This window comes from Microbacterium sp. NPDC056736, assembly GCF_042790415.1.
In the GTDB taxonomy this organism is placed as follows: Bacteria; Actinomycetota; Actinomycetes; order Actinomycetales; family Microbacteriaceae; genus Microbacterium.
The window spans coordinates 18,906-38,144 of record NZ_JBHTZE010000009.1 but is presented as its reverse complement, the minus strand read 5'-3'; the positions used below and the strand labels follow the sequence as shown (position 1 = coordinate 38,144).

Annotated in this window: 19 protein-coding genes; 2 read left to right on the top strand and 17 right to left on the bottom strand. The window is 72.5% G+C overall.

Annotation, left to right across the window (positions count from 1 at the left end):
* Positions 1-69: 69 nt before the first annotated feature.
* Both ACFRAL_RS15845 and coaBC read right to left on the bottom strand, forming a co-directional pair.
* Complete coding sequence (locus ACFRAL_RS15845; RefSeq protein WP_336399084.1) at positions 70-966, bottom strand: glycerophosphodiester phosphodiesterase family protein; 897 nt, start codon at positions 964-966, stop codon at positions 70-72.
* Positions 967-1,046: 80 nt separating this feature from the next.
* Positions 1,047-2,270: a bifunctional phosphopantothenoylcysteine decarboxylase/phosphopantothenate--cysteine ligase CoaBC gene (gene coaBC / locus ACFRAL_RS15840; protein WP_378884724.1), complete on the bottom strand. Its 1,224-nt coding sequence runs from the start codon at positions 2,268-2,270 to the stop codon at positions 1,047-1,049.
* 64 nt (positions 2,271-2,334) lie between these two features.
* Here coaBC and ACFRAL_RS15835 point away from each other — a divergent pair, with 64 nt between their 5' ends.
* Positions 2,335-3,051 carry an NRDE family protein gene (locus ACFRAL_RS15835; RefSeq protein WP_378884721.1) on the top strand — a complete coding sequence of 239 codons (717 nt, stop codon included), beginning with the start codon at positions 2,335-2,337 and terminating at the stop codon, positions 3,049-3,051.
* Positions 3,052-3,168: 117 nt separating this feature from the next.
* Here the strand turns inward: ACFRAL_RS15835 and ACFRAL_RS15830 are convergent, their stop codons facing one another.
* The 10 genes from ACFRAL_RS15830 to ACFRAL_RS15785 form a co-directional block, all read right to left on the bottom strand.
* The gene (locus ACFRAL_RS15830; RefSeq protein ID WP_336399087.1) at positions 3,169-4,032 is read right to left on the bottom strand and encodes an aldehyde dehydrogenase family protein; all 864 of its coding nucleotides are present in this window, start codon (positions 4,030-4,032) and stop codon (positions 3,169-3,171) included.
* Positions 4,029-5,525 carry an aldehyde dehydrogenase family protein gene (locus ACFRAL_RS15825; RefSeq protein WP_336399088.1) on the bottom strand — a complete coding sequence of 499 codons (1,497 nt, stop codon included), beginning with the start codon at positions 5,523-5,525 and terminating at the stop codon, positions 4,029-4,031. Before ACFRAL_RS15825 ends, ACFRAL_RS15830 begins: the two co-directional genes overlap by 4 nt.
* 18 nt (positions 5,526-5,543) lie before the next feature.
* Positions 5,544-6,551 (bottom strand): deoxyribose-phosphate aldolase, encoded by a 1,008-nt coding sequence (gene deoC / locus ACFRAL_RS15820; protein ID WP_336399089.1) that lies wholly within the window; start codon positions 6,549-6,551, stop codon positions 5,544-5,546.
* A gap of 48 nt (positions 6,552-6,599) precedes the next feature.
* Positions 6,600-7,544, bottom strand: a complete 945-nt coding sequence (locus ACFRAL_RS15815) for a sugar-binding transcriptional regulator (RefSeq protein WP_378884716.1) — start codon at positions 7,542-7,544, stop codon at positions 6,600-6,602.
* Between the two features lie 103 nt (positions 7,545-7,647).
* Positions 7,648-8,025, bottom strand: coding sequence for a hypothetical protein (locus tag ACFRAL_RS15810; RefSeq protein ID WP_336399091.1), 378 nt, complete (start codon positions 8,023-8,025; stop codon positions 7,648-7,650).
* Between the two features lie 41 nt (positions 8,026-8,066).
* Positions 8,067-9,038: a bifunctional riboflavin kinase/FAD synthetase gene (locus ACFRAL_RS15805; RefSeq protein WP_378884713.1), complete on the bottom strand. Its 972-nt coding sequence runs from the start codon at positions 9,036-9,038 to the stop codon at positions 8,067-8,069.
* Positions 9,035-9,478, bottom strand: a complete 444-nt coding sequence (locus ACFRAL_RS15800; protein WP_378884710.1) for a hypothetical protein — start codon at positions 9,476-9,478, stop codon at positions 9,035-9,037. Before ACFRAL_RS15800 ends, ACFRAL_RS15805 begins: the two co-directional genes overlap by 4 nt.
* A gap of 62 nt (positions 9,479-9,540) precedes the next feature.
* Entirely contained in the window at positions 9,541-9,909 is a 369-nt protein-coding gene (locus ACFRAL_RS15795; RefSeq protein ID WP_336399094.1) for a hypothetical protein, read from the bottom strand.
* A complete protein-coding gene (gene truB / locus ACFRAL_RS15790; RefSeq protein WP_378884707.1) occupies positions 9,906-10,829 on the bottom strand; it encodes a tRNA pseudouridine(55) synthase TruB in 924 nt (307 codons plus the stop codon). The genes ACFRAL_RS15795 and truB overlap by 4 nt, the downstream gene beginning before the upstream one ends.
* On the bottom strand, positions 10,829-11,509 hold the full coding sequence (locus ACFRAL_RS15785; RefSeq protein WP_378884704.1) for a uridine kinase: 681 nt from the start codon (positions 11,507-11,509) through the stop codon (positions 10,829-10,831). The genes truB and ACFRAL_RS15785 overlap by 1 nt, the downstream gene beginning before the upstream one ends.
* A 69-nt stretch (positions 11,510-11,578) precedes the next feature.
* Between ACFRAL_RS15785 and ACFRAL_RS15780 the strand changes: the two genes are divergently transcribed.
* Positions 11,579-12,445 (top strand): A/G-specific adenine glycosylase, encoded by an 867-nt coding sequence (locus ACFRAL_RS15780; protein ID WP_378884702.1) that lies wholly within the window; start codon positions 11,579-11,581, stop codon positions 12,443-12,445.
* Here ACFRAL_RS15780 and rbfA read toward each other — a convergent pair.
* The 5 genes from rbfA to ACFRAL_RS15755 form a co-directional block, all read right to left on the bottom strand.
* Positions 12,416-12,949, bottom strand: coding sequence for a 30S ribosome-binding factor RbfA (gene rbfA / locus ACFRAL_RS15775; RefSeq protein WP_378884700.1), 534 nt, complete (start codon positions 12,947-12,949; stop codon positions 12,416-12,418). The genes ACFRAL_RS15780 and rbfA overlap by 30 nt on opposite strands.
* 61 nt (positions 12,950-13,010) lie before the next feature.
* Positions 13,011-15,833 carry a translation initiation factor IF-2 gene (gene infB / locus ACFRAL_RS15770; protein ID WP_378884698.1) on the bottom strand — a complete coding sequence of 941 codons (2,823 nt, stop codon included), beginning with the start codon at positions 15,831-15,833 and terminating at the stop codon, positions 13,011-13,013.
* Positions 15,834-15,924: 91 nt separating this feature from the next.
* Positions 15,925-16,176, bottom strand: a complete 252-nt coding sequence (locus tag ACFRAL_RS15765; RefSeq protein WP_336398607.1) for a YlxR family protein — start codon at positions 16,174-16,176, stop codon at positions 15,925-15,927.
* 34 nt (positions 16,177-16,210) lie between these two features.
* On the bottom strand, positions 16,211-17,200 hold the full coding sequence (gene nusA / locus ACFRAL_RS15760) for a transcription termination factor NusA (RefSeq protein WP_336398606.1): 990 nt from the start codon (positions 17,198-17,200) through the stop codon (positions 16,211-16,213).
* A gap of 103 nt (positions 17,201-17,303) precedes the next feature.
* Complete coding sequence (locus ACFRAL_RS15755) at positions 17,304-19,217, bottom strand: lipase family protein (RefSeq protein ID WP_378884693.1); 1,914 nt, start codon at positions 19,215-19,217, stop codon at positions 17,304-17,306.
* Positions 19,218-19,239: the final 22 nt, after the last annotated feature.

Sequence of the window (19,239 nt, the reverse complement as noted above, 5' to 3'; positions counted from 1 at the left end):
CCTCCCCCTCACCCTAATGAGCACCACGAGCGGATGCACCGGGGCACGCCGCCCGCCCCCGTGCGCGCGTCACCGACCGGCGTAGGCGGCCTGCCACTCCGACAGCGTATGGGGGTCGTCCGTGACGATGCCGTCGACCCCCAGCGCCGTGACCGCGCCCCACTGCTCGTCGTCGTTGAGGGTGTACACGACCACGCGGGCGCCCGCAGCGTGGAGCTCGTCGACGATCTCGGGTCGTGCGAGCACCGCCTTGCGGCTGACGACCACTCCGCGCGCGCCCGCCTCGGTGACGGCGCTCACCACGTCGGACGGCAGGTGCTTGACGATGAGCAGGCGCGACAGCACCTCGGACTCGGTGGCGGCGAGGGCGAGCGTGCGGGCGTCGAAGCTCGCGAGCACGACACGCCGCTCCAGGCCACGCGCGGACACCTCGGAGACCGCCGCGGCGACGGCGGCGGCATCCCATTCGCCCTTGAGCTCCAGGATCGCGCGCGCGTCGTCGGCCAGGAGCGCATCGAGGAACTCCTGCAGCGTGGGAACGGGGGTTCCCGCGTAGGCCGCGTCGAACCAGGAGCCGGCGTCCAGCGCCCGCACCTCGGCGAGGGTGAGCGCCGACAGCCGGCCGTGTCCGTCGGTGGTGCGATCGACCGTCTTGTCATGCATGAGCACGGGGTGGCCGTCGGCGGTGAGCGCGACGTCGACCTCGACGTACTCGAAGCCGGCTGCAAGGGCGGCCTGGATCGCCGGCAGCGTGTTCTCCGGCGCGTGGGCGGCACCGCCCCGGTGGCTCGCGATGAACGCCGCGTCGCCGGGAGTGCGCGGGTCGCCCAGCAGCTCCTGCGCGGTGACGCGGGACGGCGCGGCGCCCAGCACCGCGACGACGAGGCTCGCGGCCGCGAGCACGCACACGATGAACAGGGCGTGGATCCGGTCGCGGGCGCGGTCGGATGCCGCAGGGTAGGGCATCGGGCATGTCCTCCGAGGGTCGTGCTCCACGTCCTCGTCGACGTGGTGCGGACCACTCTACATGCGCCGTTACTGTTTCGTTACTTTTTCTTCCGGACCGCCAGGACCGCGTCCCACAGCGCGTCGGCGACGTCGCGCTTGCTGCCGCGGCGGGCGGCGACGACCTCTCCGGCGGCGTCGATGATCGTCACCGCGTTGTCGGCGGATTCGAAACCGCGCGACCACCCCACCTCGTTCACCGCGAGCAGGTCGGCCCCCTTGCGCGCGGCCTTGCGCCGGCCGCGGTCGAGCAGCGTCTCGCCTTCGCCCGGGGTCTCGGCGGCGAAGCCGACGACCGTCTGCCCGGCCCGCCGGGCGCGGACGAGCCCGGCCAGGATGTCGTCGTTCTCTATCAGATCGAGCGTGATGCCGCCGACCGGGGCGGCCTCCTTCGCGCGCTTGAGGGGCGAGACCTCGGCGACCCGGTAATCGGCGACCGCCGCGGCCATCACCACGACGTCGGCGGCGTCCGCCTCGGCATCGACCGCGGAGCCGAGCTCGGCCGCGGTTCCGGCGCGCACGACCCGCATGCGCCCGCCGGCGGATGCCTCGGCCAGCACGCCGTCGTCGAGGTGCGCCGCGACCAGCACGACGTCGGCGCCCCGATCGGCGGCGGCGAGCGCGACGGCCACCCCCTGACGGCCGCTGGAGCGGTTGCCGATGTAGCGCACGGGGTCGATGGGCTCGCGCGTGCCGCCGGCGCTGACCACGACGCGCAGCCCCTCCAGGTCGCCCGCGCCGCCTTCGGCCGCGGCGAGCGCGACCTCGAGGACGGCCTCCGGCTCGGACATGCGCCCGGGCCCGCTGTCGCCGCCGGTGAGCTCGCCCTCCTCGGGGCCCACGACGATGACGCCCCGCTCGCGGAGCACCCGCATGTTGTGGGTCGTCGCGGGGTGCCGCCACATCTCGGTGTGCATCGCCGGCGCCACGACGACCGGTGCCGTGGTGGCGAGTAGGGTCGTTCCGAGGAGGTCGTCCGCGAGCCCCGCGGTCATCTTCGCCAGGGTGTTCGCCGTCGCGGGCGCCACGATCACGAGATCGGCCGCCTGGCCGAGCGCGACGTGACGGACGCGCGCGACGTCGTCGTGGACGGAGGTCGTCACGGGGTGGCGGCTGATCGCCTCCCAGGTGGGAAGACCCACGAACCGCAGCGCGTCGTCGGTCGGGACGACGTGGGCCTCGTGCCCCGCCTTCACCAGGAGGCGCACGAGCTGAACCGTCTTGTAGGCGGCGATGCCACCGGTGACCCCGACCACGACGAACACCCTCCGATCTTGGCACGAGTGCCCGACCCGCCGCCCGCGCGGCCCGAAACCCCGAGGAGCCCCGATGTGCACCGTCGTCATCCGCGTCCCGGAGTCCGCCGCCGAGCCGACCCGCGTGCTCGCGATCCGCGACGAGGACCCCGAGCGCCCGTGGAACCCGCTCGGCCGCTGGTGGCCGGAGCCGCACGACGGCGTCGTCGGCGTGCGCGACGTGCGGGCGGGCGGCGCCTGGCTCGCGGCCGACCCTGAGACGGGGCGCCTGGCCGTGCTCCTCAACCGCGCCGACGAGACGCAGCGCCCGGAGTCCGAGCTGCAGTCGCGGGGCGGCATCGTGCTGGACTCCGTCGCCGGCCACTCCCCCGCCGCCGAGCCGGCGACGCACGGCTTCAACCTCGTCGAGGTCGAGGGCGCCCGCGCCCGCGTGCTCACGTGGGACGGCGTCGCCCTCCGCACGACCGACCTCGCGCCGGGCACGCACATGATCGCGCACGACGACGTCGACGACACCGGCACGCCGCGCATCGCCCGGTGGCTGGGCGAGTTCCAGTCCGCCGCGCCGGCATCGGAAGGACGGTGGTGGATGCCGTGGGTCGAGGTGCTCGAGCGCTCGGCGGAGCTCCCGCCCACCGACGACGGCGCGATCATCCGCGACAACCGCCCGCTCGGCTACCCGACCCTGTCCCTCCTGGCCTGCGTCGCGTCGGTGTCGGCGCACGACGTCGACGTGCACTACGGCGAGCTCCGCGAGCCCGGGCAGTGGGGCGGCCTCCAGCTCGGCTGAGCTCGTCGCCGGCCGCGCACAGGATCGGAGGTTCGGCCCGACCCGCCGGGGAGCGGCATCCGTTCCCCGGCGTGTCGGCGGAAGTCCCCGACGCTGTGCAGCGCCGGAGCCGTCAGCTCACACCAGGCTCTTGGTGTGCCAGATCGTCTTGGTCTCGGTGAACGCGGTGATGCGGGCGAGGCTCGGCGCCGCGGCATCCGACCCGTTCTCGGGCGGGAGCACCCGCGTCAGCGTCTCGGCGGCGGCGATCTCGAGGTCGATCCAGTCGAGGTCCCCGGCGCCGACGAGGTCGAGGGCGTGCACGTCGGGATGGGAGGCCAGCCACGGCGCGATCTCGGCGGGCGAGCCGGTGAGGACGTTGACCACTCCCCCCGGCACGTCGCTCGTCGCGAGCACCTCGGCGAGCGAGATGGCCGACAGCGGGTAGCGCTGGGATGCCACGACGACGACCGCGTTGCCTGTGACCAGAGCCGGGGCGACGGCCGACACGAGCCCGACGAGCGCGGTGTCCTGCGGCGCGACGACGCCCACGACGCCGGTCGGCTCGGGCACCGAGATGTTGAAGTAGGGACCTGCCACGGGGTTGCCGTTGCCGGCGACCTGGCCGAACTTGTCGCACCAGCCCGCGTACCAGACCCACCGGTCGATCGCCTCGTCGACCTCCGCGGTGGCTGCCGAGGACGACACGCCGGTCTGCTGCACGATCTCGTCGACGAACTGGGCGCGGCGGCCCTCGAGGATCTCGGCGACCCGGTAGAGCACCTGACCGCGGTTGTACGCGGTCGCGCCCGACCAGCCTTTGACGGCGCCGCGGGCGGCGGCGACGGCATCCCTGGCGTCCTTGCGGGAGGCGAGCGCCGCATTGGCGAGGAACCCGCCCTTGGGCGAGGCGACCTCGTAGGTGCGCCCGGACTCGCTGCGCGGGAAGGCGCCGCCGATGTAGAGCTTGTAGGTCTTGGGGATCGTCAGGCGCGTGCTCATGAGGAGACCTCCTTCTTCGCGGCACGGGCGAGCATCCGGGTGGCGCCGCCGGCGGGCGGCGCGCTCCTGAGGTAGGCGGCCAGGCCGTGCCGACCGCCTTCGCGGCCGTAGCCGGACTCCTTGTATCCGCCGAACGGCGATGACGGGTCGAACCGGTTGAAGGTGTTGGCCCACACCACACCGGCGCGCAGGCGGTCGGCGACCGCCAGGATGCGCGAGCCCTTGTCGCTCCAGATGCCGGCGGACAGCCCGTAGGGCGTGTTGTTGGCCTTCTCGATGGCCTCGGCGGGCGTGCGGAACGTCAGCACCGAGAGCACCGGCCCAAAGATCTCGTCGCGCGCGATGCGGTGGCTGGCCTGCACGTTGGTGAAGATCGTCGGCGCGAACCAGAAGCCGCTGTCGGGGATGGCGCAGTCGGCGCTCCAGCGCTCGGCGCCCTCGTCCTCACCGATGCGGCTGAGCTCGCGGATGCGGTCGAGCTGCTCTCGCGAGTTGATCGCGCCGATGTCGGTGTTCTTGTCGAGCGGGTCACCCAGGCGCAGCGTCGACAGGCGGTTCTTCAGCCGGTCGACGACCTCGTCGTGGATGGACTCCTGCACCAGCAGGCGGCTGCCCGCGCAGCACACGTGACCCTGGTTGAAGAAGATGCCGTTGACGATCCCCTCGACCGCCTGGTCGATCGGCGCATCGTCGAACACGATGTTCGCGGCCTTCCCGCCGAGCTCGAGCGTCAGCTTCTTGTCGGTTCCCGCGACCGCCTTGGCGATCTCGCGGCCGACGGCGGTCGAGCCGGTGAAGGCGACCTTGTTCACATCGGGGTGCCGCACCAGGGCCGCCCCGGTGGCGCCGGCACCCGTCACGATGTTCACCACGCCCGGCGGCAGGTCGGCCTGCTGCAGGATCTCGGCGAAGATGAGCGCCGACAGCGGGGTCGTCTCGGCGGGCTTGAGCACGACGGTGTTCCCCGCGGCGAGGGCGGGAGCGATCTTCCACGCGAGCATGAGCAGCGGGAAGTTCCACGGGATCACCTGGGCGGCGACACCGAGCGAGCGCGGGTCGGCTCCGAGGCCCGCGTAGTCGAGCTTGTCGGCCCAGCCGGCGTAGTAGAAGAACCACGCGGCCACCAGCGGCACGTCGACGTCGCGACTCTCCTTGATCGGCTTGCCGTTGTCGAGGCTCTCGGCGACCGCGAGCTCGCGGGCGCGCTCCTGCACGAGCCGCGCGATCCGGAAGAGGTACTTGCCGCGGTCGCGGCCGCTCATCTTCGACCACGTCTTGTCGTAGGCACGGCGGGCGGCGGCCACCGCCGCGTCGACGTCCGCCTCGGTCGCCGAGGCGATCGTCGCGATGTGCTTCTCGTCGGCGGGTGAGATCGTCGCGAACGACTCGCCCGCGCCCGGGCGGAACTCGCCGTCGATGAAGAGCCCGTACTCGTCGCGCAGATCAAGGATCGCGCGCGACTCCGGGGCGGGGGCGTACTCGAGGAAACTCATGTCTTGTTATCCCTGATCTCAGTCGATCGTCACGTAGTCGGCGCCGGTGTAGTGTCCGGACTTCAGCTTCTGGCGCTGCAGGAGCACATCGTTGAGCAGGCTCGACGCGCCGTAGCGGAAGAGGTGCGGCTGCAGCCAGTCCTCGCCGACGGTCTCGGCGACCGTGACGAGGTACTTGATCGCGTCCTTGGACGTGCGGATGCCGCCAGCCGGCTTCACGCCGACCTTCTCACCGGTCGCCCGGTGCCAGTCGCGCACGACCTCCAGCATCAAGAGCGTGACCGGCAGCGTCGCCGCCGGCTGCACCTTGCCGGTCGACGTCTTGATGAAGTCGCCGCCCGCGAGGATCCCGAGCCACGACGCGCGCTTGATGTTGTCGTAGGTGTTGAGCTCGCCCGTCTCGAGGATCACCTTGAGCGACGCGTACGTGCCGTCCTCGCGGCGGCAGGCCTGCTTGACCCGCGCGATCTGGTCGAAGACGAGCCCGTAGCGGCCGGCGAGGAAGGCGCCGCGGTCGATCACCATGTCGATCTCGTCGGCGCCGTGCGCCACGGCCTCGGCCGTGTCGGCGAGCTTGATGTCCAGCGATGCCCGGCCGCTGGGGAAGGCGGTGGCGACCGCCGCGACGCTCACCCCGCCCTCGTCGGGATCGCCGTGGGCGGAGCCGAGCGCCTCGACCGCGTACGGCACCATGTCGCCGTACACGCACACGGCCGCGACCCGCGGGGTCGTCGGGTCGGAGGCATCCGGGTTCAGCGCCTTGGCGACGAGCGAGCGCACCTTGCCCGGCGTGTCGGCGCCCTCGAGCGTCGTGAGGTCGATGAGCTCGATGATCTTGTCGAGGGCCCACGCCTTGGAGGTCGTCTTGATGGAGCGGGTGCCGAGACCCGCGGCGCGCTGCTCGAGCCCGACGGCGTCGACACCGGGCAGGCCGTGGAGATACCGCCGCAGCGTCGTGTCGTCGGGTTGTCCGCCCAGCAGCTCGACGGCCCTCTCGGGCAGCGTCACGATGGAGGTGCCTGACATGTGATGACCTGGCTTTCGTGGTTGGGGTTCGGGTGGCCGGCCGCGCGGTCAGCCGTCGAGGAGGTGGCGTGCGGTGGACTCGTCCGTGATCAGCACCGTGCACAGCCCGGATGCGACGACGGCGGCAGCGACCGCCCGCTTGGCTTCGCCGGCGATCGCCGCGACGGCGACGTCGGCGCGTCGCAGCTCGTCGAGCGAAAGGCCGACGGTGCGCGCGTCGAGGGCGGCGTCGACCACGCGTCCGGCGGCGTCGATGTAGCGGCCGACGACGTCGCCGACCGCGCCCGCGGCGACGAGGCGGTCGATGTCCGCTTCGCTGAGGTAGCCGCTGTCGACGTGCACGGAACGGTGGTCGGCGGCGCCGGCACTGTACAGGTAGGCGTCGGCGGAGCGGGCGATGCCGAGCACGCGGGCGACGACGCGATCGGCCTCGATGGCCTCCTTCGTCGCCCGGTGCTCGAGGATCGCGGGACTGGGCAGCAGGGTGGCGCCGCCACCGCCCTTGTGCGCGATGCTGACGGCGGTCGCGGCCGCGGTGCCGGGCTGCGCGCTCATGCTGAGACCGCCGTTGATCTGCACGACATCGGTGCCGGACGACCAGCCCTCGCGCAGATGATGCGCGATGTCGGCGAGGGTGCGACCCCAGCTCACCCCGAGGACGCGGGGGCTCGGACGCAGTGCGGTCAGGTGATCGGCGGCGGCCTGGGCGACGCGCTGCTGCAGCTCGTCGTCGCTGCGGATGCCCGCCTGCGACACGACCACCGCGTCGCGGAGGCCGCGCTCCTCGCGCAGCCGCCGCTCGAGCTGCGGCCGTCGCGCGCGCGAGTGGAGGATCTCGATGCGGACGAAGCCCTCCTCCTTGGCCTGGATGAGCAGGCGGCCCACCTTCCAGCGGGTGATCTGCAGGCTCCGGCCGATCTGCTCCTGCGTGAGGTTCTCTTCGTAGTAGAGCTCGGCTGCCCGGATCGAGAGGAGTTCGTCGACGGCGTCCACGAGCCTCCTTCCGTCGGTCCCTCCACACTGACATACCCGGCAGCAGATGAGCAACATCTGCACGAAGTTTGCTCATATGAGCAGTTCGAACGGATGCCGCGCCTCAGCCGCCCCCGCCGATCCCCGCCGGGGCGCCGATCGCCCTGGCATGGCGCACCAGCACCAGCAGGCCTATCCCGACCACCACCGCGAACGCGATCGACAGCGAGACGAAGGCGAACCAGTTCGAGTCGAGGGCGAGCACGATCGCCGCGGACACCACGGCGATGGCGGCGGCGGCCAGCTTCGACCCGAACTTGAGCCCCACCGCGGGGGTGAGCCGCCCGGCGGGCGAGTCGCCGCGCGCGAGGATCAGATCCGCGAACGCATCCAGCGTCGCCAGCAGCGAGGCGGAGTAGGCGACCGCGCAGCCGAGCGCGCCCCACAGGTTGACGGAGTCTTCGGCCGCCGCCTCCGCGGCCATCAGGACCAGCGCGTGCACGCCTCGATGCTAGGCGCGCGCGGGGTGCGCGGTCTACGGCCTCAGGAGAGCTCGCCGCGGACGCGGACGACGTCGTCGGCCATCTGCTCGATGAGCGCGTCGACGCCCTCGAAGGCCACCATGCCGCGGATGCGGGCGACGAACTCGACTTCCACGACGTGTCCGTACAGGTCGAGGTCTGTCTCGTCGAGGACGTACGCCTCGACCTGGCGCCCCTCCACGTCGTCGAACGTGGGGTTGGTGCCCACGCTGATCGCGGCGGGATAGCGAACCGTGCTGCGCGGCTCGGCCGCGCCGCCGCCCGGGATCCCCTCGTCGACGAGCCAGCCGGCGTACACGCCCTCGGCGGGCACGAAGCCCTCGAGGTCGGGCGACAGGTTCGCCGTCGGGAAGCCGAGGGCGCGGCCCCGCTTGAGACCGTGCACCACCTCGCCGCGCACGGCGTGCGGCCGGCCGAGCAGCCGGGCGGCTCCGGCGGCATCTCCGCCGTCCAGCAGCTCGCGCACCCACGTCGACGAGACCCGACGACCCGCGTCGATCGCGCGCACGTCGTCGACGACGTCCACCTCGAACCCGAACTCGGCCCCGAGCTCTCGCAGCAGCTCGGCGTCGCCGGCTCCCCCGCGGCCGAAGCGGAAGTCGGCCCCGACCATCACGATCCGCACGCCCAGCGCCCCGACGAGCACGTGCTCGACGAACTCCCGCGCGCCGAGGTCCGCCAGGGCGCGGTCGAAGGTCAGCATGAGGGTGGCATCCACGCCCGCGTCGGCGAGGAGTCGCAGCTTCTGATCGACCCCGACGAGGCTGTCGGGGCAGATCTCGGGGCGCAGCAGCGCCAGCGGGTTGCGGTCGAAGGTGACCGCGACGACGCGCGCGCCGGAGGCCTCGGCATCCACTCTCGCGCGAGCGATCACGGCACGATGACCGGAGTGGACGCCGTCGAACTTGCCGATCGCGACGACGGACGGACCGAACCCCGCCGGCACCTCGCTCGGATGCCGGAAGACGATCACGACGCGACCGCCGCGGGCGCAACGGTCGCGCTCGCCGCGACCGGATGATGCGTCGCGAGCCACCAGATTCCGAGGAACGGCAGCACCAGCGGGACGAAGAGGTAGCCCATGCCAAACCACGACCAGACCGTGGGGTGCGCGAAGAGCTCGGGCAGCAGGAGGCTGAGGGTCCCGATGACGAGGACGCCGGCGAGCTCGAAGACGATCGCGATCCACGCGACCAGATACCAGCCGCGTCGCCCGGCGAACACCAGCGCGAGCGTGGCGACGATGTACACGACCGCCGAGAGGGCGGAGAGGGCGTAGGCGAGCGGGGCCTCGTCGAAGCGCTCGACGATCTGGACGAAGGACCGGCCGGTGGCACCGAGCGCCATGATCGCGTAGACGATCACGAGCACACGGCCGATGCCGGACATGCGGGGGCGGGCGGGCGAGGACATGACGTCACGATTTTAGTTCGGATGCCGGCGGCCGCGGCGCGCCGGCCCGCTCGGGGTCTCGCTCACGCGACCTGGACGGTCCAGATGACCTGCATGCGCCACACCATCACGGCGATCGACAGGGCGGCGATCCCCATGATGACCGTGCTCCACCGGCTGCGCTCCAGCAGCGCCCATGCGACCGCCGCGAACGGCAGCAGTGCGGCCGACACCAGATACACCCAGAACTCCAGCAGGCTCCCGGTCGGCGGGTTGCCGACGAACGGCGCCACGATGGCCACCACGATCTGCACGACGAGGAGCAGCTCCACCAGCGCGAGCGAGCCGACAGTCCAGTCGCTCGGCCGGCGTCCGGCCAGTCCGGCGATGATGCAGAACAGGCCCGCCGCGACGGCGACGACGACCTGCGCGATCGTGAACCACAGGATCATCCGGCTGCCTCCTCGGGCATGTTCATGGCGCTCTTGACGTCGTCCCCGCGGCGTTCGACGATGCCGACGAGCACGCCGCCGGGGTCGACGGCGGCCATGGGTCCCGCGCCGCGCAGCCGTCCGGCGGCTCCGGGCAGCCGCTTGCCGTGGCGGAGGTCGCGCGCTTCGTCGGCGGTGACCTCCAGCCGGCCCAGCACCGCCGCGGCCGCGGCCGCCGGTGCGAGCAGAGGCGCGTCGGCGATGCCGTCGACGGCCGCAGCGGCCGCGACGTCGAACGGCCCCACCCGCGTCCGCCGCAGCGCGGTGAGGTGCCCGCCGACCCCGAGCGCCTCGCCGAGGTCGCGCGCGAGCGATCGGATGTAGGTGCCGCTGGAGCAGTCCACGACGACGTCGAGGTCGACCACTCCCCCGCCCTTCTCCGGGTCGCCGGCGGGCCCCGCCGGCAGGCGTCGCTGTGCGACGACGTCGAAGCGCGACACGGTGACCTCGCGGGCCTTGAGCTGCACGTCCTCGCCGGCGCGTGCCAGGTCGTAGGCCCTGCGCCCGTCGACCTTGATCGCCGAGTATGTGCTCGGCACCTGCGAGATGCGGCCGGTCAGCGCCGCGACGCGCGCCGCGATGGCGGCGGGCTCGAGGGACGAGGCATCCGTCGCCTGTACGACCTCCCCGTCGGCGTCGTCGGTGGTCGTCGCCACGCCGAGCCGGATGGTGGCTTCGTAGGTCTTGTCGAGCCCCACCACGAACGTGAGCAGACGCGTCGCCCCCTCGACGCCCAGGACGAGCAGCCCCGTCGCCATGGGGTCCAGCGTGCCGGCGTGGCCGATCTTGCGCGTGCCGAGCGCGCGGCGGGCCCGCGCGACCACGTCGTGCGAGGTGATGCCGCCGGGCTTGTCGACGAGGAGGATTCCGGGCGCCGCCATCAGCCGTGCCCGACGATCCGAGGGCGGGCGAGGTCGGTGTTGTCGACGATGACGGATGCCGCCTCCCGCGGCCGCGCCTCGTCCAGATAGAGCTCCTGCCCCTGCCGGTAGCGCGCGTTGGCGGGCGCGTCCGGATCCGGGTCGGAGCCGTCGCGCAGCGCCATGCGCGCGAAGGCCATCTCGAACGGGACGTCCAGCCAGATGGACCAGTCCCAGAGATCGCGCAGCTGCGGCCGGTTGAGGAAGATGCCGTCGACGACGAGCACCGCGTCCAGCGGAGCGGTGACCCACTGCGACTCGACCGGCGCGTCGCGCACGACGTCGAACGCGGCGAGCTGGAACCCCGTCGCCGCCGCGGTCTGCGCGCCGTCGCGGAAGGGGTCGATGAGCACGCGGCGGAACGTGGGGTAGTCGTACGAGTCGAGGTAGAACCCCTCGGGGCTGCGGCGGCCCCGGGCGTATCGCTCGATGCGCGGCCGATGGAAACCGTCGATGCCCGCACGGAACACCGCGTCGCCCGTCTCGGCGAAGACCTCGGCCAGACCGTCGGCGAACACGGTCTTGCCGGCGCCGTCGAGCCCGTCCACCGCCACGATCACGCGCCCGGCGGGGCTCTGCCGGCGCACCCGGTCGCGGAGGTCACGCCACAGCGTCGTGGTCGGCGTGACGGGAAGGCGCATGGTTCCAGCCTACGGCGCGCGGGCCGAACGCCCCGCCCGGCCACGTGCCCGCCGCCTAGGCTGGAGCGCATGCCCGACCTCGCCGCGCCGCTCGTCGAGTGGTACCGCGACAACGCCCGGGACCTCCCCTGGCGACGGCCGGGCTTCGGGGCGTGGGGCGTGCTCGTGAGCGAGTTCATGCTGCAGCAGACGCCGGTCAAGCGGGTCATCCCGCATCTGGAGGCGTGGCTCGCGCGCTGGCCCGCGCCGGCCGATCTGGCCGCGGCCGCTCCGGCCGACGCCGTGCGGCAGTGGGCCAACCTCGGGTACCCGCGTCGCGCGCTGTGGCTGCATCGCGCCGCCGTCCAGATCCGCGACCGCCACGATGGCGTGGTGCCGCGTGACGTCACGGCCCTCCTCGCGCTGAGCGGCATCGGCGACTACACCGCGCGGGCCGTGGCGGTCTTCGCATACGGCGACCGCCACCCCGTCGTCGACACCAACACGCGCCGTGTGCTGGCCCGGGCCGTCGACGGCCGCGCGCAGCCGGGCCCGCCCTCGCGGCGCGACCTCGACGCCATGGCGGCGATCCTTCCGGACGACCGCGCCCAGGCGGCCGAGGCGAACGCCGCCGCTATGGAGCTCGGCGCGACCGTCTGCGTCGCCCGCGTCCCGCGGTGCGACGCCTGCCCGCTCGCCGACCGGTGCGCCTGGCGCGCCGCCGGGTATCCCGACACCGGCGACGACCGGCGCAGGCAGGCACGGTACGAGGGCAGCGACCGTCAGGCCCGCGGCGCGGTGCTGAAGATCCTGCGGGATGCCGGGACCCACGCGGTCGCGCTGAGCGACGTCGTGCCCGACTGGCCGGACCCGCTGCAGCGCGACCGCGCGATCGACTCGCTCATCGCGGACGGGCTGGCCGAGGCATCACACGGATTCCTGCGCCTTCCGGCGTGATCCCGCCTGCACACGACGAGACGCCGCGACCGGTCGGACCGGGGGGGGGCTGAGCAGCCCGCGGGTGGGTGAGTACTCGTGGGAGTGCTCGCGCGGGATCAAGTTAGGGTAGGCGTAGCCCGCGGACGTGGCGGACGACGCCATGCCGGCCACCGCCTGGTCGCGCTCGCGGGCCTCGCGGAGCAGGTCTTCGATATGACCGGCGTTCTCAGGGATCGCGTCGGGGATGAACTCCAGCGACGGGGTGAGCCGCACGTTGAGATGCTTGCCCAGCTCCGAGCGCAGCATCCCCGTCGCGGACCTCAGCGCTGCCGCCGACGCCTCGCGCTCCTCGGCCGAGCCGAGCACCGTGTAGAACACCGAGGCGTGCTGGAGGTCACCGGTCACGCGCACGTCGGTGATGGTGACGAACCCGAGCCGCGGGTCGCGCAGCCCCTTCTCGAGCCGCTCCGCCAGGATCACCCTGATGCGGTCGCCCAGGCGGGCCTGTCGCTCTGATGCCATGATGACTCCTTTCGAAGCGTGAGGGACGCCCCGTTCCCGGGGCGCCCCTCACGTCCGCGACCTACGCGCGGGGCTTCTCGACCATCTCGGTGGTCTCGATCTCGTCGCCCACCTGGATGTCGTTGTACTTGCCGAGGCCGATACCCGCCTCGAAGTCCGTGCGGACCTCGGTGACGTCGTCCTTGAACCGGCGCAGCGACTCGATCGCCAGGCCGTCGGCGATGACCACGCCGTCGCGGATGACGCGCGCCTTGGCGTTGCGCGTGATCGTGCCCGAGCGGACGATGACACCGGCGATGTTGCCGAACTTCGAGGAGCGGAACACCTCGCGGATCTCGGCCACACCCGACTGGACCTCTTCGAACTCCGGCTTGAGCAGGCCCTTCAGCGACTGCTCGACGTCGTCGATCGCGTTGTAGATGACCGAGTAGAACCGGACGTCCACACCCTCGCGGGACGCGCGCTCGCGCGCCTTCGTGTCGGGGCGCACGTTGAAGCCGATGACGATCGCGTTGTCGATCGTCGCCAGGTTGATGTCGGACTCGGTGATCGCACCGACGCCGCGGTGGATGATCCGCAGCTGCACCGAGTCGTCGACCTCGATCTTGAGCAGCGACTCCTCCAGCGCCTCGACGGCACCGGACACGTCGCCCTTGATGATGAGGTTGAGCGACTCGACCTTGCCCTCTTCGAGAGCGCGGGTGAAGTCCTCGAGCGAGATGCGCTTGCGGGCCTTGGCCAGCTGGGCGTTGCGCTCGGCCGCTTCACGCTTCTCGGCGATCTGGCGGGCGGTGCGGTCCTCCTCGGTCACGATGAACGTGTCGCCGGCGCGCGGCACCGAGTTGAGACCCTGCACCTGCACGGGACGCGACGGGAAGGCCTCCTCGACCGCGTCGCCGTTCTCGTCGGACATCGCACGGACGCGGCCGTACGCCGTGCCGGCGACGATCGCATCGCCGACGCGCAGCGTTCCGGACTGGATGAGCACGGTGGCCACCGAACCGCGACCCTTGTCGAGCTTCGCCTCGATCGCGACACCGCGCGCGTCCTTGTTCGGGTTGGCCGTGAGGTCCAGACCCGCGTCGGCGGTGAGCAGCACCGCGTCCAGGAGCTCCTGGATGCCGGTGCCCTGGCGAGCCGAGACGTCGACGAACATGACGTCGCCGCCGTACTCCTCGGCGACCAGGCCGTACTCGGTGAGCTGCTGGCGCACCTTGGCCGGGTTGGCGTCGGGCTTGTCGACCTTGTTCACCGCGACCACGATCGGCACATCGGCCGCCTGGGCGTGGTTGAGCGCCTCCACCGTCTGCGGCATGATGCCGTCGTCGGCGGCGACCACGAGGATCGCGAGGTCGGTCACCTGCGCACCGCGGGCACGCATGGCGGTGAACGCCTCGTGACCCGGGGTGTCGATGAAGGTGATCGCACGCTCGATGCCCTCGTGCTCGGTCCAGACCTGGTACGCACCGATGTGCTGCGTGATGCCGCCGGCCTCGCCCGCGACCACGTTGGTCTGGCGGATGGCGTCGAGCAGCCGCGTCTTACCGTGGTCGACGTGACCCATGACGGTCACGACCGGAGGCCGGATCTCGAGGTCCTCCTCGTTCTCCGCCTCCAGCTCGGCCTCGAGGTCGAGACCGAAGCCCTCGAGGAGCTCCTTGTCCTCATCCTCGGGCGAGACCATCTGGATCTTGTAGCCGAGCTCCTCGCCGAGCACCTCGAAGGTGGCCTCGTCGAGCGACTCCGTCGCGGTCGCCATCTCGCCCAGGTTGAACAGGATGGTCACGAGCGTGCCGGGCTGGACGGTGTAGCCGCGCAGCGCCTCGAGCTTGTCGGCGAAGTCGGCGATGGACGCGCCGCGGCGAAGGCGGATGATCTCGCCGTTGCCCTTCTGGACGTTGACGCCGCCGACGACCGGCGCCGACCGCATCTCGAATTCCTGCCGCTTGGCACGACGCGACTTGCGCTGCTTCGACTTGCCGCCGCCCTTGCCGAAAGCTCCGGCGGTGCCACCGCCGGGACCGCGGCCACGACCGCCGCCACCGCCGGGACGACCGGCGAAGCCGCCGGGAGCGCCGCCGCCGGGACGCTGGAAGCCGCCACCGGCACCGGCACCGGCGCCGCCCGGACGACCGGGGCCGCCGGGACGCTGCTGGAACGGCGCGCCGGGACGACCGCCGCCACCGGGACGACCTGCGCCACCCGGACGGGGAGCGCCGGGGCGCGGGGCGCCGGGACGCGGAGCCTGCGGACGCGGGATGTTGCCGGGGCTGGGGCGCTGACCCATGCCCTGTGCCGACGCGAACGGGTTGTTGCCCGGACGCGGGCCCGCGGGACGCTGACCCATGCCCTGCGACGATGCGAAGGGGTTGTTGCCGGGGCGCGGCGTTCCGCCGGGGCGGGGCGGCTGCGGCGTGGCGGCAGCGGGGCCGGGCTTGGGCCCGGCGGGTGCGGCCGGCGCGCCGGGGGTCTTCGCCTCCGGAGCAGCCGGGGCCTCAGCAGCCGGAGCCGCAGCGGGCGCCTCGGCGGCCGGAGCCGCAGCCGGCGCCTGCGCGGCCGGAGCCGTGGGCGTGGCCGGCTCGGCGGCCGGAGCGGCCGGGCGCGCGGGTCCCGGCTTGCGAGCCGGACCGGGCTTCGCCGCGGATGCCCCGGGCTTCGCAGGGGCGCCGGGCGTGGCGGGCTTCGCCGCCGCGGGCGCTGCGGCAGCGCCCTTGCCTGCACCGTCCGCCTCGAGGGCGGCGCGGAGCTTGCGAGCCACGGGGGGCTCGATGGTCGACGAGGGGCTCTTGACGTATTCGCCGAGCGCCTTCAGCTTCTCGAGCGCGACCTTGCTGTCGACGCCGAGCTCGGAGGCGATCTCGTGCACGCGTGGTTTGGCAGCCACAAATTCTCCTGTCTGGGTCCACCCAGACAGGGCAGACCGTTAGTCGCGGACGGGTCTCATTTCGAGCCGTTCACTTTGTTTCCATAGCCGTTCAGCCTTTTCGCTGGATGTGCTCTTCGATGGTCTGCGTGTCAAGCGGGCCTGACACACGCAATGCCCGCACGAAGGCGCGGCGCCGGATGGCGGCATCCACGCACTCCTGCGTCTCGTGCACCCACGCGCCTCGTCCGGGCATCGATGCGCGCTCGTCGAGGACGAGGACGGATTCGATGGAGACCACTCTCAGAAGAGCGGACCGGGGAGCACGCGTGCGGCATCCGACGCACGTTCGTACAGGATCCATGGTACACCGACCGGCTGGGAGCCAGCGCCGACGGTCACCCCTCCTCGAGGATGGAGTCGGGCTGGATGTCGATCTTCGCGCCGGTGAGCTTGGCCGCAAGGCGTGCGTTCTGACCCTCCTTGCCGATGGCGAGCGACAGCTGGTAGTCCGGCACGAGCGCGCGCACGGCCTTGCTCGAGGCGTCCAGCACGAAGCTCGACGTGACCTTCGCCGGCGACAGGGCGTTCGCCACGAACTTCGCCAGCTCCGGGTCGTAGTCCACGATGTCGATCTTCTCGCCGCCGAGCTCCTCGGTGACGGCCCGGACGCGCCGGCCCAGCTCGCCGATGCAGGCGCCCTTGGCGTTGATCGAGGGGTCGTTGGCCTTGACCGCGATCTTCGTGCGGTGACCCGCCTCGCGGGCGAGCGAGACGATCTCGACGAGGCCGGCGGGGATCTCGGGGACCTCGAGGGCGAAGAGTTTGCGCACGAGGCCGGGGTGCGTGCGCGAGACCGTGATCGAGGGGCCCTTCGCGCCCTTGGCCACCGACGTCACGTAGACGCGCAGGCGGGAGCCGTGGGCGTAGTCCTCGCCCGGCACCTGCTCTTCCGGCGGCAGGATCGCCTCGACGGTGCCGAGGTCGACGTGCACCATCCGGGGGTTCGGGCCCTGCTGCACGACGCCGGCGACGATGTCGCCCTCCTTGCCGCGGAACTCCCCGAGCACGGCGTCGTCGGCGATGTCGCGCAGACGCTGGCTGATGACCTGCTTCGCCGCGAAGGCCGCGATGCGCCCGAAGTCCTCCGGGGTCGACTCCTCCTCGCCGATGACGGCGCCCTCGTCGTCGCGGAGCGGGATGAACACGGCCACGTGACCGGTCTTGCGGTCGAGCTGCGCCCGTGCGCCCTCGGGCAGCTCGCCGGTGGGCGAGGTGTGCTTGGCGTAGGCGGTCAGGATCGCCTGCTCGATGATCCGCACCAGCTCGTCGAAGGGGATCTCCTTCTCGCGCTCGACAGTCCGCAGCAGTCCGAGATCGATGTCCACAATGGCCTCCGTATTCAGCTCTCACCGGCACGCGCCGCGCGCCGGAACCCTACAACGTTACCGGATGCCGACTCCCCCGGCGCGAGGAGCCGGTCGGCGCCGATCACCGCGGGCAGTCGTCGACGTGCGTGGCCGCGCGACCGAATCGCGCCTCGGTCCAGTCGATGATCACGGGCACGAAGGCGGAGCCGGGCAGCAGTGGACGGAGGTGGTCGTAGCCGCGGTACTCGAGGCTGCGCACCTGCTCCCCCAGCGCGCACAGGCGGTCCACGAAGTCCTGCTGCAGGCGGGGCGGGATGACTTCGTCCTGGTCGCCCCAGGCGATGAGGATCGGATGCCCCCAGGGCCCCGTCGGCGTGTTGTCCTCGAGCCGGCGGCCCAGGGGTCCCGCGGTGAGGTCGCCGACGTACAGCGGGCGGTCCTCCGACACCCCCAGCGCGGTCGCCACCGACACGACGACGCCGGGCTCCGAGGGGCAGCGCTGCGTCATCTCCCGGACGATCGCCTCCGAGCCCGGGGCGATGTAGCGGTTCAGGTCGACGTCGGGATACGTGTCGGCGTACGGGACGAGCACCCAGGAGATCAGGATGGACAGCAGCACGTTGGCATCGCCGCGCGTCAGCTCCTCCGCGAGCTTCACCGGCTCTGCCGCGGGGGCGAGCAGCGCCGTCCCGAGGATGTCGAGGTCGGGCGCGTAGTCGCCGGCGACCTGCGACATCCAGAGAGCCGCGTGGCCGCCCTGCGAGTGGCCCCACACCACCGTCCGGCGGGAGAGGGTGAGACCCTCCAGCTCGTCGGCCGCGATCACCGCGTCCAGTGACGACCGCGCTTCCCCGCGCCCGATGAGGTAGGGGAAGACCCCGGGCGCGCCCTGGCCGGAGTAGTCCGAGGCCACGACCACCCAGCCCTCGGCCACCGCCCGATCGAGCCCCGGGATCGCCCATCTCGTCGCCGAGGCGTCCCGCAGGCTCGGGGCGCAGCCGCGCGCGACGCCGGTCGTCCCGTGGTTCCACGCGACCACCGGGCGCGGACCCGGCGGCGGGTCCTGCGGGATGATCACGAGGGCGCTCGCGACGGCCGGCTGCCCGAGCGCGTCGCGCGTCGTGTAGAGGATGCGCCGCACGTCGGCGTCCGGCGGCTTCTGACCGGAGAAGTCGTCCGAGCGGATCAGACGGCCGTGCTCGTACGGCACGACGTCGGGCGGATCGTAGAACCCGTCGACCACCTGCGCGCCGTCCTGGAACCAGGAGTTCGCCCACCAGCCGCCCGCGGCCAGCCCGACCAGGAGCGCCGCCAGCGCGTAGCGGCCCGCGGCGAGCCAGGCGGCGCGGGTGCGCGACGGCCGCTTCGGCGGGGTGGCGTCGCCGGCGGCCGACGACGGGCGCGAGGGCGCGGCATCCGCCTTCCGACGATGGCCCCGCACCCCGCCCTGCGCACCCGACGGCACGGTCCGTCGCCCCTCGACGAACGCGCGGACCGCGCGCACGAGCAGCGTCGCGCCGAAGACGATCGTGCGCACGCCGAACACCACCGCCACGACGAGCACCGTGACGTCCGGCCATGCGTACGAGAGGATGCCGAACGCGATCTGCGCACCGCCCCACACCGCCGCCAGCACGCGCTGGCTGACCGTGCCGCGGGCGATCGCGTCGTACAGCGAGGCCAGCCCGCCGAGCACCAGCAGCACGGCGATGAGCTGGGGCAGCAGCTCGAGTGTTCGGCCGAGTCCGAGCAGGACGGCGAGGCCGAGCGCGACCCACGCCGCGCCGAACAGCACCCGCGACCACAGCGGCGTCTCGGGTGCCGAGAGCATGCGGGCGACGCCGGAGAAGATCGCACTCAGACCGACGTAGATCGTCAGCAGCAGCAGCGACGTCAGCGGCCGCGTGACGATCAGCAGCCCGGTCAGCAGCGCGAGGGCGCCCACGACGACCAGCACGACCGGTGAGGCACCGCGCACCACGCGCGGGACGATGCTCCATCCGGACGCGGCAGCCCTGAGGTCCGCGCGCATCATCCGCACCATTTTAGGTCAGCCG